Below are 14,669 nucleotides of genomic sequence, written 5' to 3'. Positions count from 1 at the left end.
GTGTGCGTGCCTGGCACGCACACATTAAAAAGGGTGACCCCTTCCGGACAGTTCGTTACAATAAGAAGAGAAGCACCCACACAAGGAGGAAACCCGATGTCGACATTACAAGATATTGCCCAATCAGACGATTACGGGCAATTTGATTTGAAGGAAGTATACCAGGCTGCACAGCACTTGCTGCAGCAGTTTCAGAAAACCCGCACGGCACCCGAAAAGCTCAATGACATAATCGACCATTTGAAAAAACGCCTGGAAGGCCAAACGTCTTATCCACTGGCTATTTTATTGGAAACGAGCCAAATGGGCATCATGCACCAGCTCCAAAAAGAATGGAACAGCCCGATGAAGCAGCGCCAGCTGTTCTTGTTTGAAAGCTTATATGCTCAGTTCCGCACGAAAGTTCCGGCAACTATCTGGAATCAAATCTGCCTGAACTACGCAGAAGCATTGATTTACGTTGGCCGCTCGCTTGATGGGCTGGATGTATTGGAACAAATGACCGAAGCGGAAAACGATCCATCCTACGAGCGCAAAGATGCCGAACGTGGCTGGGGATTGTTGTTCTACTCCACTTTCCTGCTCGACAAAGAACAAAAAGCCGAAGCGCTCCACTTGTCACGGGATTTGATTCGACAAGGCGTGGATAAAATCAGCAACACGAACGGCCGCGCCTTATATGAAGACCGCCTGAAGCTTGCGGTGAAAATGCTGGAGGATATCGGACCGGTCGACGTCACCGGCAGCTACAAACCGAACTTTTTCGATGGCCGCGAGCGCGAGTACCGCGACTGGTGCGCCAAGCATCACCTTCTGCTGAACGATGACAACGAAATCGATCCGGTTGGCACGATGAAAACCGATACGCTGAGCTATCGCCATAAAGACGCTAATGACAAAGAACGCGGCGTCTTCCTCGAAACCTTCATGGACTCGATGATCACTGAATTCACCGCGCTGCGCTGGAATCTCTTTGAAGCACTGGAGCAGGAGCCGAGCCCGGAACGCAACGAGCGCTTGAAAACCGTCTACCGCCAGTCATTCTCGCTGTTTACGAAAACTGCCCAATTTGTCGGGCATTACTACCAGCTCGACATGAAAGATCCGCGAGCCGGCATGCAGCGCATCTGGTTTGAAGACGAGCAGCCGAAAAACCCGCTCAAGCCATTTATCCGCGACACCAAAAATGGCGCGCTGAAAGCCTTGTTCTGGCATTCCAAAGAACTCTTCGGCTATGAGCAATCCAAAACACAGAACCTTGCCACCGTCCGCTCGCTGCTCCTGCGCGACCAGATGGAACGCAGCTTTGTCCAAGTCATCACCAAGCAAGACGAAATCGCCAAAACCGGCGACCTTCGCAAGCACCAGATGACGCAGATTGAACTCGAACGCATGGCCATGTCCAATATCTTCAAAGCGCGCAACGCGATGATGTATTTGGGGTTTGCGATTGCGATGGAGAAGAAATAGAAGGCATTGAAGAAACGTCTCTGGGAATCTTATTGATTCCCGGAGACGTTTTTTTATTGAATTATCCATTAATCAAACGGTTCCTACGAAAGGCGTGTGATTAAAGCTGGATCCTTTTTTACATGAAGCTTTCCCTCTTCTCCGTGAAGATTCCACTCCTACATCAAAACTTCTCTCTTCTACATGAAGGTTTTCCTTTTCTACATAATAGTTCTCCTCTTCTACGTGAACGTTCCATTCCTACATCAAAGCTTCTCTCTTCTATATGAAGGTTTTTCTTTTCTACATAATAGTTCTCCTCTTCTACGTGAACGTTCCACTCCTCCATCAAAACTTCTCTCTTCTACATGAAGGTTTTCCTTCTCTACATGATAGTTCTCCTCTTCTACGTGAACTTTCCATTCCTACATCAAAGCTTCCCTCTTCTACATGAAGGTTTTTCTTTTCTACATAATAGTTCTCCTCTTCTACATGAAGATTCCATTCCTACATGAAAGTTTCTCGCTTCTACATCAAAACTTCTCTCTTCTCCATGAAGGTTTTTCTTTTCTACATAATAGTTCTCCTCTTCTACGTGAACATTCCATTCCTACATCAAAGCTTCCCCTTTCTATCGCAGTCCGTCTTTCACGACACCATTTTCTCAAAAAAAAAAACCAGCAGAAGAACCCACTCTTCTGCCGATCTCCTATTCAATCCACCATATCAATCGTTTCAATCCCCAAATACGGATACGTTGTCTGTCCGAATCGGACCGTCGTCAAGGCGATTAACTTGTCTGCATGCTCATCGTAAAACAGCTTGTGGATATTGCCGTAGGTGACGAGCTGGTCCTTGCTGATGAGATCCGGATAATGGTAGCTCTGGATCACGTTGGTTTCGAGTGCTGTATGCAGTTCACCCGAAGCCACATCCACCGCAAATGCAGAAAATGGCCGGTCCAGCGTTCCGAGGTACTTCATCGTATTGGCGCTGAACATGTTTCCGAATCCGTTCAAAATATATTTGCCGTCCGGCGTCAATCCGATGTCGGGCGTCAAGTCGTAATCCCCGTGATAAGGTGATCGGATTTCCAGCTGCAGCAAGCCGTCCACAATTGGAAACGCCGAGATGTTACGCGGAGAAAGTCCCGTTGAAATGACCAGCAAGTTTTTCTGGTTCGGTGTCAAAGAAATCTTCGCTTGCATGTAGAGCATTTGCTTCGACAAGATCGCTCCTGTTTTCGAATCGAGGCTCAATAAGTCGGTATGCTGATTGGACCCTCCGGAAATAAACACCTGTCCTTCATTGTTTGCTTCGATATCGTACGGATCCATTGCCAAATGCCACAGTTTGACCATCTCCAACGAATCGGCATCAAAAATGGCATAAGCACCTTCTTCTTTCCGGTCGCCCGTCCAGTATTCATGGTTCATCTTGTGCTGCGTCACATAGACTTTGCCTTTGGCATAAGTCAGGCTTTCCGCCCTGTAAGGCAGACCCGTGCTATTCATTTCAGAAGTCTCGTAATTAAAGGACATCAGGCTGTTGGTCAATCCATCCAGTATGTAGAAAACCGGCTGTTCCGGATGTTTGACGACATCCATTACTTCCACATCAATGACGTCTTCCAGAAGTGAATCGGGCATGTCCGGATAAACGGGCTTAAAGGCAGGTTTGAGGATCCGCGCCATAAACGCGGCAAACTGTTCCCGGTTGATAATCACTTGCGAACGGAATGTGCCATCCGGGTAGCCATTGGTGACGTTATGGGCTGCCAGTGAAGAGACAAACGGATACGACCATTGCCGCTCCGTGACATCGCTAAACCCGGTCGGATACATGCCGCCAAGTTCATAGGCCAGCGCCAGCACTTTTGACATTTCACCGCGCGTCATCTCGCCCTTCGGATCAAACCGGTTGTTCCCTTTCCCTTCGATCAACCCGTAATACGTCGCAGCGGCTACATCTTCATAGCCAGGGTCGCCTTTTTTGATGTCGCTAAAGCCGGGATCCGGAATATTCTCAGTCTTCAGCCCCTTTTCGCGCATAATCATCATGACCGCCTGCACACGCAAAATCGGCTGATCTGGCCTGTACGTCCCGCCCGGATAGCCGTTGATGATTTTCAAATCCGTCAAATACTGAATCTCTTCCTCAAAATTCTTCACGTCCCCGAACGTCGCAGCGGAAACCGGCTGCGGTGCCGGAAGCAGCATTGCGAAAAACGCTGCTGCGGTGCATAAGGCACTAACTCTTTTCAGCATCCCTTTCCCTCCCTTATTATCTTCGCCTTGCGCACTACACTCACCCATGGATCATCACAAGCCGCTTTCGCCAACAAGCAGCCAGAAAATCAAAAGACCAATGGCAATGACAACCAGCAGCACAAATAATAGCTTTATGTTTTTCATCCCTCCATTTCCCCTTTTGCCCCACTTTCAAGAAAGAGAGCCATTATTTGAATGAAATCCCTTATAAATAGTTCAATTAACTCATATAAGTTGGATTATAGTGAATAAAATCCAAAATAATTAGATTAAAAGAACTACTTTTATTTTAAATTAAGTTATCTAAATATTCAAATTTATTTTACGTTATTCAAGACTCACCAACTCTTTAAACCACTAAAAAATGCTATAATATATCAAATAAATACTACGTATAAGATTATTCGATCCTTACATATCTTTAGAACGTCCATTCTACGAGAAAAGAGGAGCGAGAATGATGAAAAAGAAAATCTTAATCTATGGCGTGGGGCCATTCGGCAGTTTGTTCGCCGAACGCCTTGCAGAAGCCGGCCACTCGGTTTTCCTGCTCGACCACGGCGAGCGGCAGCAGGAACTCAAAAAATACGGCGTGGTCACAGAAAATACGGAAACCGGCAAACAAACGGTGACCCACCTTCCCGTTGTCGACAGCCTGGACCCTGAGGACTTCTACGACTTGGTCATTGTGCCAATGCGCAAAAATCAGGTATCTGACATTCTGCCTGCACTCGCCGCCAATAAAAACGTGCCGACTTTCCTGTTCATGATGAACAATGCAGCAGGTCAGCAGCCGTTTATCGACGCCGTCGGCAAAGAACGGGTGATGGCCGGCTTTCCGCAGCCCGGCGGTTTTAAAAAAGGACACGTCATGCACATGATGCCGGTGGAAGCGAAAAAACCGATGGTGCTGCCAATTGGCGAAGTGGACGGCCACATCACACGCAGAACTTTGGAAGTGATGAAAATTCTCGGGTCGATGCGCGGCTATCGGGTAGAGGTCCGAAAAGACATCGACGACTGGCTGAAGACCCATGTCGCGCTGCTCATCCCGACACTGGCTCCGGCAGTGTACGCCTGCAACACAGACCTGGAGCATTTCGCAGCAACCCGGGACGCGCACGTGCTGTTAAAGCGCGCACTTCATGAAGCGCTGCTGGCAACCGAAGATGCAGGCGTTGTTTTAACTCCGCCGGCTATCCGAATGATTGATCGCATACCCGAACCGATTTTTGTCTCCATTCTCGGCAAAATGGCCAAAAGCCCGACTTTTGAAAACGTGCTGGGCCATTTGAGAAATGCGGAAGACGAAGTGGAGTATTTGACCGATGAATTTTATGCATTGATTCGAAAAGGTAATTTACCGACGCCAACTGTCGACCAGCTGACGTCCTATACCTACGGCCGCAAACAACCTTTGCCTTTCGGATCGAAAGAGATTCCGCTTCGGTGGGGAGCTATTTATGGTGCGGCGATCGGCGTGGCAGCGGTTGCCGGCATGGCCATACTGGTGAAAAAGCAAAGCAACTGCGATTGTGAGGATTGCTGCTAGAAGGAAAACAACTTATGAAATGAAGGGATCAAGATGGACAGCGTGGCCAAAAAAACGATGGTTTATTACAGTGGCGCGATTTTGTTTTCCTGGAGTTTCTGGATCGGGACCATGGCATATTCCCAACTGACGGGCGTGGACATTCTGTACAATGAAGGCTTTTACGAAGTGTTGACAGGAGGCGTGGAAACCTTCCAGCAATTTTTGGTGTTCCTGCTTTTTACTGCTGCAGCATATGGTCCGCTGTTCGGAATGTTTTTGGCAGCTGGCCTTCTGAAGCAGCAGAACGTGCAGGATACACAACAGCCAAACATCGGCCGGTGGTTGCTGTTCATCTTCTTATACCCCATCATCCTGTTCTCAGCCGCGCTGCTGGTGACATGGATCGCCATGGGATTCACCATGAATTTCAACAGGCCGGTACTGCCTTTGTGGTTCTTCCCCGTCTTCTTCCTGTTCCAGTGTTTGACGAGCGGAGTCGAAGAATTTGGCTGGCGGGGATATTTGCAGCCACTGCTGCAAACCCGAATGACCGCTGAAAAAGCCTGCTTCCGCGTCGGAGTCTTGTGGAGCATTTGGCATTACCCGGTGATCGTGTACATGAACTATCCGCAAGGAACGTTAGTAATCCTGCTCACGCTCGCCGGATTTACGATGCTGACCATTCCGCAGGCCTATGTCATCGGCTGGCTTTACAACAGCACCCAGAAAGTCTGGCTGTGCGTCGTTTTGCATGCTTGGGCCAACACGGTATCCGCTTATTTGCTCGCTGCCTCGCCGGTGCCGATGCTGACTCCGATTGCGGTAGCGGTCGGTGCATGGCTGTTGGCGAACTATTTGGTGAAGAAATACGGAAAAGAGACTTTGAGTACGCAAGCGAATTGACAATCAACACAAAAAAGGAGAAGACGCCAACTCACAGCGCCTTCTCCTTTTCAATTAAAAATCATACGCCGCTTCCTTCTCCTCGCGGATCTTCGTGAAAGTTTCCGTCAACACCACCGTGTCTTCAGCCAGACGTTCCAGGCGGAAAATCACATCGTGGTTGATGATTTCTTTTTGGTAGAAATCTTCTTCTAAAATGAACACGAAAGTTTGAACCATCTGTGCTTTCATGTAAGCAAGAATCGGCTTCAGCTGCGTATCGGCCACCATGTAATGCTTGGCGGATCCTGCCGTCACCAGCATGCTGACGACTTTGTCGCGGAAGGCATTGACTGGCAGCAGGTCAAAGATGTTCTTCAGTGCAGCCGGGATTGACGCCTGGAAAATCGGCGTACCGATGACAATGGCATCCGCTTCCATGATAGTTTTTGTCACGAAGCCCGTATCGCCCTCGTAATCCAAGTAGTTGCGGCCGTCACTGAATTCCATCTTGTAGTCTGCGAGATCAATCAAGGTCGTTTCCACATCCGGATACTTTTCTGAAATTGCTTTGAGCGTTGCCGTAACAGCCACTCTTGTTTTTGAACCGATCTGCGAACCGGATAATCCAACAACTTTCATTCTATTCCCTCCTTACTTTTTCGCTGTGTATTTCTTGATTGCCGGCAGGATTTCGGTGCCGATCAATTCCAGATTCTTTTTGATGTTGTCCATCGGCATGCCGCCAAAGTCGATTTGGGCAATATAGCGCTGGTGCCCAAACACTTCGTGCTGATACAGGATTTTCTCGATAATCTGCTGCGGGCTGCCGATGTTCATGATGTTATGCGGATCCACGCCTTGTGCAAAAAGCTGTTTTGGAAAACCTCCGCCATTGGTCTTTTTCATGCCTTCGTTAATGTGCGGGTACAGCTCTTTGAGTGCCTCTTGGGACGTTTCAGCCGCGTAGAAAAAGCCGGCTGTCGCGATCGGCAGTTGGGCAGGGTCGTGCCCGCCTGCTCTTGCGGCTTCGCGGTAGCTGTCTACGGTGCGTTTAAATTGCGATGCGGCTCCGCCTAAATGCGCCATGAACATTGGCACACCAGCAAACCCGGCTTTCATCGCACTGGCCGGTGTCCCTCCCACTGCCCGCCAAATCGGCAGCGAGCCATTAACTGGACGCGGAAGCACTTGTGCATCACGCAGCGGCTTGCGAAACTCGCCGCTCCAGTTAACGATTTCGTTTTCATTGATCAAACGAAGTAAATCAAACTTCTCCTCAAACAAGTCTTCGTAGTTATGGAGATCGTAGCCAAGCAAATCAAACAGTCCGACACGGGAAGCGCGTCCTGCGACAATCTCTGCCCGCCCATTTGAAATCAAGTCAAGCGTCGCAAAGTTCTCGTATACCCGAACCGGATCGGACGTGCTGATGATCGTCGAAGAGCTGGCAATCTTTATTTTTGAAGTCGCTTGAGCGATTGCCGAAAGCACCACGGCGTGCGCTTGTGTCGCGAAATACTCCTGGTGGCTTTCGCCTACACTAAAAAAGTCAATACCCGCTTGTTCGGCAAGCACTGCATAGTCGATAATGTCATGAAGCCGTTCCTGTACCGAGATTCGTTCCCCTGTCGCAGGGTTCGGAAGATGATCCCCCAGCGTGTAAATGCCAAATTCCATTCCGTTGTCCGGATTGATGCGATATTTCTCCATAGGTAAATCCACCTTTCAAATAAATGCCTCTACCCCCTAGTATACCCATCAACCTCATTCTTTATAAGTACGCACTTTAAAGTGGTATAGTATACAAAAAGATACTTAGGGGGAACACTTATGGAAAAGACACCCGAAAACTGCCAAGTCGAAGATGCTCTCGGCATCCTCGTCGGCAAATGGAAGCCCGTCATTCTGCTGTACCTGCTGCAGGAAGGCACGAAACGCTTTAGCGAACTGAAACGCAAAATGCCCGGCATCACCCAAAAAATGCTGACGAAACAATTGCGCGAACTTGAAGACGAAGACATCATCCAGCGCGTCGTCTATGCCCAAGTCCCGCCGAAAGTCGAGTATTCCATGACCGAGTACGGCCGGAGCCTCGAGCCAGTATTGGATGCCATGCATGACTGGGGAGCGAAGCATACGGTGCGAAAAGTTGTGAAGGCGGATCAGGTGAAGAGTTCGTAGCAGTGAATTGAGCGGGTGCCTGGCACCCGCTCAATTTTAAGTCTCTAACCCGGGTGTTCGTTTTTCCAACCCAGGTGTTCGCTTTCCTAACCCGGGTGTTTCCTTTTCTAACCCGTGATTCCTCATTTAAAAATTCAAGGAGGAAGAAGCCATGGCAAGGATTGATTTTTACTATTGAATACTTACTATCCACCTCATTAAATATAAAACGCCGTCTTCAATGGAATCAGTTCAGATTTCATTGAAGACGGCGTTTTTTTTTTTTTACAAATTTCGTTCATAAAAATGAATCTTTCCGCTCACCTCGGCGCGAATGATTAAACGTGGGAGCTTAAGACTTCCCTATTATGTTGCTTAAGTATCCAATAATCTCATTTCTGCCATGCACAACAAATTTATACTCTATCCCTTTAAGGTCTTTGATATAAAACCCATTTGGGACAAGCTTTAACGTATTTCTTCTCCCCACTTCAATGATAGATGACAATTCAACTTCAACTTGTTCAGTTTGAAAGTTTACTTTATGAGGGGTAAATACCACCTTCTCTTCCGTGATAATCAGCCTTCCCCCTACACCTTCCCAACCTTTAAATAAGTTGGCGGGAATATTGAAGATTTCTTCTTTCCCCTTGGTTTTTACCACGACCAGATCGCCTCACAATGTAAGATTTTGTTTAATAGTCTTAACGGTTTTCAAATAAACGAAATCCATATATCTAACTAATAAATATTGAATGACCCTACTGCAACTATCAAATCTTAACCAATAGGTAAAGCAATTATGAACATTGTATCATGCTTTCCTTTATCATTATTTTTTCCCACTAAATACTAGAAGCACCTAAGATATGAACTTCCGGCAGAGTTGCCGAATGAGAATTCCGAAACTCTCCAAACCGCACAAAAACCTTGAAGCCCCAATCTGGGAGTTCAAGGCTTTTGCCGGCGGAGCTTATGTTAAGAATCATAACCCGCTCTCGCTGCTTTTTTCTCTTTGTTTCTTTTCTTTTCTTTTTGGTCTTTTATGTAGTACTGATCCGATGTGAAAAACTCGGTGGTCAACGCCTTCACTTTCTTGCTCAACAGCAAGATGGCGATGACGTTCGGAATGAGGATGGCTGCCAGCATGATGTCGAGGAATCCCCAGATCACTTCTGCTGCACCGACCGCGCCGAAAACGACGGCAAGGATATACACCACCTGCATGCCATAAGACGCTTTCATGCCGAACAGGAACTCAGCCTGCTTGGCACCGTAGAAAACAACGACAAGTATCGTTGATAGTACAAAGAAAATCAATGAGATAGTCACAAGAACCGCACCGAATTGGCCGAAATAAGATTCAAATGCCAGACTCGTCAAAGCAGAGGAATTGTCCATTGCCCCTTCCTCTGTCCAAACACCCGAAGACAAAACAACAAAAGCCGTTGCCGTGCAGACAATCAGTGTATCGACAACCACTCCAATGACTGCCCAGAACCCTTGACGCACGGGATGGTCTGTCATGGCGGCTGCATGGGCAATCGGTGCCGTCCCGAGTCCAGCTTCATTCGAATAAAGGCCGCGGGCAAATCCCCACCGGATCACTTCCACGATGGCTGCCCCGGCAAAGCCGCCCATCACTGGTGCCGGCGAAAAGGCGTTGCTGAAAATCAGCATGAAGAATTCCGGAACTGCGCTGATGTTCATCAACAAGATCACCAAAGCACCGCCGACATAGATGAATGCCATAAAGGGAACGAAAATTTCCGTGACCTTGCCGATGCGCTTGATGCCGCCGAATACAACGATTGATACAAGAACGGCGGTGGCAATTCCCGACCACAACGCTGGAATATCAAATGTCGCTTCCACCGTAGTGGCGATGGAATTCCCCTGAACCATGATGCTCGGGATCAACTCGATCATCAAGGCAAACGAAAACCATATGCCCAGCCACTTCATGTTCAAGCCTTTCGTCATGTAATACATCGGTCCGCCGACAAACTCCCCTTTGCCGTTTTTCTCGCGGTATTCAACTGCGAGTACGCTTTCAGCAAATTTGAGCGCCATGCCGATCAGTGCAATGACCCACATCCAAAAAACCGCTCCTGGTCCACCGAACATGATCGCCGCCGGCACCCCGACAATATTGGCTGCTCCGATGGTCGAAGAAAGAGCCGACGTCAGCGCCTGGAACGGAGTAACGGTCCCTTCCCCTTTAGGTTTTTTAAAGACGCTGCCAAACGTCTGTCCCACAATATAGCCAAAATAACGGAATTGAAAAAATCCAAGTTTAACTGTCATATAAAGACCTGATATCAGCAGCATGGTGATGAGCGGTATTCCCCATAACCAGGCTGAAAAATCAGCAATCCCCTGTAAAAAACGTTCCAACTGTGTTCCTCCTATGTTATATCAAGATATCAAATATTTCCCTAGTCTGAAATCTTTTAAACGGAAATTAGATGATTTTTTTAATGAAATAGGAGTATTGCCACGTAAGACAGCTTCTCAGTTTTCACGCATTGCGAACTTTTTAGAAATGGTAAGATAATTAATTTTTGAAAAGCTGAGGTTTCTATCTGTATCATATGGAAATTGAGCGGATGCCAGGGACCCCCTCAATTTAATTTTTATGTATAAACTGTCTTTTCCATTTGCAGAGTTATAAAATCACTTGGAATTTGGCTTCCACTCAATTTCTTTATACAGATTAAGGTAAGACAACCCCTGTGGCGTACTCAAGCATGATACCTCACTCCCACACAAAAGCCGGTGCCAGGAATCACAAAGATTCCTGGCACCGGCTAGTCTTATATTCTCATCGCTCGCAAGCAATCAAATCTTTATCACGATCGCTCTTTTTATTCGCATCATACAGAGCTTGGGAAACAAACGGTTTGTATTTCGTTGTACCGCCTTTGTTCTTCACTTTAGAGGTGCGGGCAATACCGCCTTTATACTTTTTATTGATTTCTGTACAGTTGGCATATGTCTTCGCTTTTGCTCCTGCAGCATCTGCTGGCAGAGGCGCTGCGGTGACCGTAAAACTAATTGCCACCATTAAAGACATGATTGCAAAACCAATTTTTTTCACAATAAATCCCTCCCTTTTCTCAACTATTCACTCTGGAATTTTCGTTTATGAATTCAACAACAACGAACTATCATCATCCAAATATTGTTAGCAAATTTAGTATATCAGTTATTTATATCCATGACTATAGCCTTAAAAAAACAGTTTAAAATCCATGAAAAATATGATATCACTTAATATACCTGTTTTCATCAAATCCGGCATAAGGACACCCGTCTTGGAACTGATTGCATATTCGGGTTTCATTTCGCTATCTTTATTTTTTCTGCCTCACTCGTAGTCCAACCGCCAGTGATGTGAAACAGATGGTTTCTACCTTAACTAAATGAAAAAACCCACTCCATCCCTGAAGTGGGTTCCCTCTTTCTACTGCCGGATAAATAGCTGGGTATGATAAATCCCGTACGACCCGCCTTTATAGATTCCAACACCTAAATGCGTATAATTCTTGTTCAATACATTCGCTTTATGCCCTGGACTGTTCATCCATGACACCATAACGCTTGCAGCGCTTCGTTGACCGGCAGCGATATTCTCTCCCGCTGCAGTATAAGAAATGCCTCTGGCTTTAAGCAGATCAAATGGACTGCCGTATGTCGGTGATTGATGGCTGAAGTAATTATTGTCTGCCATGTCTTTCGATTTGATCAATGCCGCGTCCTGCAGACCTTTATGCAGTTTAACTGCTGGCACGCCGGCTTTAGCTCGTTCCTGATTGACCAAGTTCAGCACTTCCGTCATCATTGCCGCCTCTCCGGCTGGAACTCCTGGCGATGTCGGCCCTTCTGCATTCTGAATACGGTAGATGAATACCGCCATCTGAACCCGGTTAACATGTTGATTCGGACTGAAGGTTGTTTTCGTCGTACCGGTGGTAATGCCGTTATGAACCAACGTATCGACATAAGAATAATACCACTGAGATGCCGATACATCTGTAAACGCCTTGATACCTGAACCCGATCCTTTCAAATCAAATGCCTCTACCAGAATCTTCGCAACTTGCGCACGGGTCGCCGGCTGTGTCGGATTGAAGTTCTCATCTTTCGCGAACACGCCAAGATCAACAAGTGCAGCAATTTCCGCATAGCCCGGAGTAGCAGGTGATACATCCTGGAAATTCGGATCTGGCCGATTTTCAGTTGGAATGTTCAAAGCCCGGACAATCATCATGGCACTCTGTGCACGCGTCACAGAATCATGCGGACGGAAAGTCCCGTCCATATGCCCTTTGATGATGCCTTTATCCGCCAATTCCGTAATCTCAGCATGCGCCCAATAATTTTTCGAAACATCCGAGAACGACAAAGCGGCCAAGGACGGCGATGCCGTGAAAATAAAGAACAGCAATGCGGCCACCGCTATAAAATTAAGCTTTTTAGCCAGTGTTTTCACTCTATCAGACATATTCTCTCTCCCATCTCACTATTGGTTTGTTCAATGAATTTTATTATACCCTATATTATAATTAATTAGAAATTTTATCCAATATTATAGGAATATAAAATTAATTCACATTGAAAAATAATGAAATATGGAATCTCGAAAGCAGATGATAATAATCATTTGTTAAATGGCTGATAAGGGATGAGATAACGATATGGCATAAAATTATCAGGAATACCCGCAGGAATGAAGTATTTAAATATTGTTACAGAAGATTCTTCAAAATAGTCCCTCTGTACGAAATAATGATTTTGTTCCAATAAGATGAACGCACAATAAATCGCATTAAAAAATCTCACTCCGTAAAGGAATGAGATTTTGAAATTCCAGCTATTTTCAATTGCCCTACTTTATTTACTAGACTTCCCCACTCGATCCTCAATGATCAAGCTCTCCAAATCGTTCGGGTAATGAGTGATCAAGTTGGTTCCCTTCTCCGTCAGAACGACGGTATCGGAATGCCTGAAGCCTCCGACATCCGGAATGTAAAGCCCGGGCTCTACACAAAAAACCATTCCTTCCTGCAAGACGAGATCGTTGTCATAGCGCAAAGAAGGCTCTTCGTGCAAGCCGATGCCAATTCCATGTCCGGTTCGATGATTCATATATTCTTCTACGCCCCCTTTCGCAAAAATCTTGCGGGCCACTTCATTCACTTGTTTTGCTGCAACGCCTACTTTGATGAAATCCAAAGCGGCCAGCTGCGCTTCAAGCACCAAGTTGAAGAGTTCCTTTTGCCGTTCCGTCGGCTGGCCGATAAAAAAGGTCCTTTCGCATTCTGCACGGTACCCGTTCAATCCAACTTGACGGCTGTGAATCAGGATGTCTTGCTCCTCCAATACGCGGGTATTGGAAAAGACATGTGGCATATTGGTACGCGACAGACCTGAAGGAGACATCGCGAAATAATCCAATGTCGCATTGGGGTGTTTTCTCGCTACCTCTGTAAACAACGCATTGGTGCCAAATTGATCAAATTCCATTTCTGTCATTCCTGCTTTGACGTTTCCGATGGAACTTTCCACTGCCAAACTGACCAAACGGCCGGATTCGGTAATCAAATCAATTTCTTCCTGATCCTTTATGTAGCGCATTTCGGCAATGGGCTGATCCAAGTTGACCCACTGAAAATCTTGCTCTTCCACCAGCCGCTCGAGTTTAACAGGAAATGATGAAAACTCAACCCCAACCTTTGTTCCAGTTGGATACTTGCGCATGATCCGAGCCAAGTGCTCAAGATGCGAGCGCCCTTCCCCTGCACGCAGTTTCGTTTCATGATAGACATACAGCCGGTCGACATGGGCTTTTTCTTTGCTGTGATCTTCTTCCAAAGACGGAATAATCAACGCTGTTTCCTGTTGGTCAACCACCAGGACAATCGGCCGGGAATAAGTAAGTGCTTTTAATCCGCTGAAATAATATTGATTCTCAAAATTCATGACAATGGAAACCTCAATTTTTTGATTTTCCATCCTTTCCCGCAACGCTTGAATTCGTTTTATCGTATTCATTCCAAAACCGCCTTTTCTTTTTGTTGGTGAGCTGTTGCCATTGTCATCACAATGAGGACCACAATCGCTAAAGGAATAGAATTCTAGCTCTTTCCCTTTATTGAGAAAAACTTATAATTGTTAGTATACCTAAATACATTCAAAATAGTTAGAATATTAATGGAATGAAAATAAAAAACACGAAACCGGTAAAATACCGGACTCATGTTTAACACAGTGCTTATTTTGCACAAATTGGTCTTTTATGCGACAGATCTATTTACTGGTAGCAATAAATTCAAAAAAAGCTACCTTACTACTATCAATAAATACTT

12 protein-coding genes are annotated in these 14,669 nt (G+C 46.3%); 4 read left to right on the top strand and 8 right to left on the bottom strand.

Going from position 1 to position 14,669, the window contains the following annotated elements; all coding sequences use genetic code 11:
* The first annotated feature begins 96 nt into the window (after positions 1-96).
* The gene (locus GJB59_RS15015) at positions 97-1,470 is read left to right on the top strand and encodes an LA2681 family HEPN domain-containing protein (protein WP_142825893.1); all 1,374 of its coding nucleotides are present in this window, start codon (positions 97-99) and stop codon (positions 1,468-1,470) included.
* A 692-nt stretch (positions 1,471-2,162) separates the two neighbouring features.
* On the opposite strand, the gene GJB59_RS15010 is transcribed toward GJB59_RS15015, so the two are convergent.
* The gene (locus GJB59_RS15010) at positions 2,163-3,716 is read right to left on the bottom strand and encodes an S-layer homology domain-containing protein (RefSeq protein ID WP_185959965.1); all 1,554 of its coding nucleotides are present in this window, start codon (positions 3,714-3,716) and stop codon (positions 2,163-2,165) included.
* Between the two features lie 463 nt (positions 3,717-4,179).
* Here GJB59_RS15010 and GJB59_RS15005 point away from each other — a divergent pair, with 463 nt between their 5' ends.
* On the top strand, positions 4,180-5,271 hold the full coding sequence (locus GJB59_RS15005) for a ketopantoate reductase family protein (protein ID WP_185959964.1): 1,092 nt from the start codon (positions 4,180-4,182) through the stop codon (positions 5,269-5,271).
* Positions 5,272-5,304: 33 nt separating this feature from the next.
* Positions 5,305-6,156 (top strand): CPBP family intramembrane glutamic endopeptidase, encoded by an 852-nt coding sequence (locus tag GJB59_RS15000; protein ID WP_142825890.1) that lies wholly within the window; start codon positions 5,305-5,307, stop codon positions 6,154-6,156.
* A gap of 54 nt (positions 6,157-6,210) precedes the next feature.
* On the opposite strand, the gene GJB59_RS14995 is transcribed toward GJB59_RS15000, so the two are convergent.
* Both GJB59_RS14995 and GJB59_RS14990 read right to left on the bottom strand, forming a co-directional pair.
* Positions 6,211-6,777 (bottom strand): NADPH-dependent FMN reductase, encoded by a 567-nt coding sequence (locus GJB59_RS14995; protein ID WP_142825889.1) that lies wholly within the window; start codon positions 6,775-6,777, stop codon positions 6,211-6,213.
* A gap of 12 nt (positions 6,778-6,789) precedes the next feature.
* A complete protein-coding gene (locus GJB59_RS14990; RefSeq protein ID WP_142825888.1) occupies positions 6,790-7,848 on the bottom strand; it encodes an LLM class flavin-dependent oxidoreductase in 1,059 nt (352 codons plus the stop codon).
* A 120-nt stretch (positions 7,849-7,968) separates the two neighbouring features.
* Here GJB59_RS14990 and GJB59_RS14985 point away from each other — a divergent pair, with 120 nt between their 5' ends.
* Complete coding sequence (locus GJB59_RS14985) at positions 7,969-8,319, top strand: winged helix-turn-helix transcriptional regulator (protein WP_142825887.1); 351 nt, start codon at positions 7,969-7,971, stop codon at positions 8,317-8,319.
* A gap of 331 nt (positions 8,320-8,650) precedes the next feature.
* On the opposite strand, the gene GJB59_RS14980 is transcribed toward GJB59_RS14985, so the two are convergent.
* The 5 genes from GJB59_RS14980 to GJB59_RS14960 form a co-directional block, all read right to left on the bottom strand.
* The gene (locus GJB59_RS14980; protein WP_142825886.1) at positions 8,651-8,962 is read right to left on the bottom strand and encodes a hypothetical protein; all 312 of its coding nucleotides are present in this window, start codon (positions 8,960-8,962) and stop codon (positions 8,651-8,653) included.
* Between the two features lie 314 nt (positions 8,963-9,276).
* A complete protein-coding gene (locus GJB59_RS14975; RefSeq protein WP_142825885.1) occupies positions 9,277-10,695 on the bottom strand; it encodes an alanine/glycine:cation symporter family protein in 1,419 nt (472 codons plus the stop codon).
* 427 nt (positions 10,696-11,122) lie between these two features.
* Complete coding sequence (locus GJB59_RS14970; RefSeq protein WP_236015742.1) at positions 11,123-11,365, bottom strand: excalibur calcium-binding domain-containing protein; 243 nt, start codon at positions 11,363-11,365, stop codon at positions 11,123-11,125.
* Between the two features lie 399 nt (positions 11,366-11,764).
* The gene (locus GJB59_RS14965) at positions 11,765-12,805 is read right to left on the bottom strand and encodes an S-layer homology domain-containing protein (protein ID WP_142825884.1); all 1,041 of its coding nucleotides are present in this window, start codon (positions 12,803-12,805) and stop codon (positions 11,765-11,767) included.
* 389 nt (positions 12,806-13,194) lie between these two features.
* Positions 13,195-14,355, bottom strand: coding sequence for a M24 family metallopeptidase (locus GJB59_RS14960; protein WP_142825883.1), 1,161 nt, complete (start codon positions 14,353-14,355; stop codon positions 13,195-13,197).
* Positions 14,356-14,669 lie beyond the last annotated feature (314 nt).

Origin of the sequence: Planococcus soli (assembly GCF_016881065.1) — a bacterium.
Classification (GTDB): domain Bacteria; phylum Bacillota; class Bacilli; order Bacillales_A; family Planococcaceae; genus Planococcus; species Planococcus soli.
Note: the sequence above shows the minus strand (reverse complement) of the source record. Positions and strands in the feature narration are given on the sequence as shown.

Bases quoted from the DNA above. Each gene is read 5' to 3' on its own strand.
- GJB59_RS15000 (WP_142825890.1), top strand. From the start codon at position 5,305: ATGGACAGCGTGGCCAAAAAAACGATGGTTTATTACAGTGGCGCGATT.
- GJB59_RS14990 (WP_142825888.1), bottom strand. From the start codon at position 7,848: ATGGAGAAATATCGCATCAATCCGGACAACGGAATGGAATTTGGCATT.
- GJB59_RS14970 (WP_236015742.1), bottom strand. From the start codon at position 11,365: ATGGTGGCAATTAGTTTTACGGTCACCGCAGCGCCTCTGCCAGCAGAT.
- GJB59_RS14960 (WP_142825883.1), bottom strand. From the start codon at position 14,355: ATGAATACGATAAAACGAATTCAAGCGTTGCGGGAAAGGATGGAAAAT.
- GJB59_RS15010 (WP_185959965.1), bottom strand. From the start codon at position 3,716: ATGCTGAAAAGAGTTAGTGCCTTATGCACCGCAGCAGCGTTTTTCGCA.
- GJB59_RS14995 (WP_142825889.1), bottom strand. From the start codon at position 6,777: ATGAAAGTTGTTGGATTATCCGGTTCGCAGATCGGTTCAAAAACAAGA.
- GJB59_RS15005 (WP_185959964.1), top strand. From the start codon at position 4,180: ATGAAAAAGAAAATCTTAATCTATGGCGTGGGGCCATTCGGCAGTTTG.
- GJB59_RS15015 (WP_142825893.1), top strand. From the start codon at position 97: ATGTCGACATTACAAGATATTGCCCAATCAGACGATTACGGGCAATTT.
- GJB59_RS14985 (WP_142825887.1), top strand. From the start codon at position 7,969: ATGGAAAAGACACCCGAAAACTGCCAAGTCGAAGATGCTCTCGGCATC.
- GJB59_RS14965 (WP_142825884.1), bottom strand. From the start codon at position 12,805: ATGTCTGATAGAGTGAAAACACTGGCTAAAAAGCTTAATTTTATAGCG.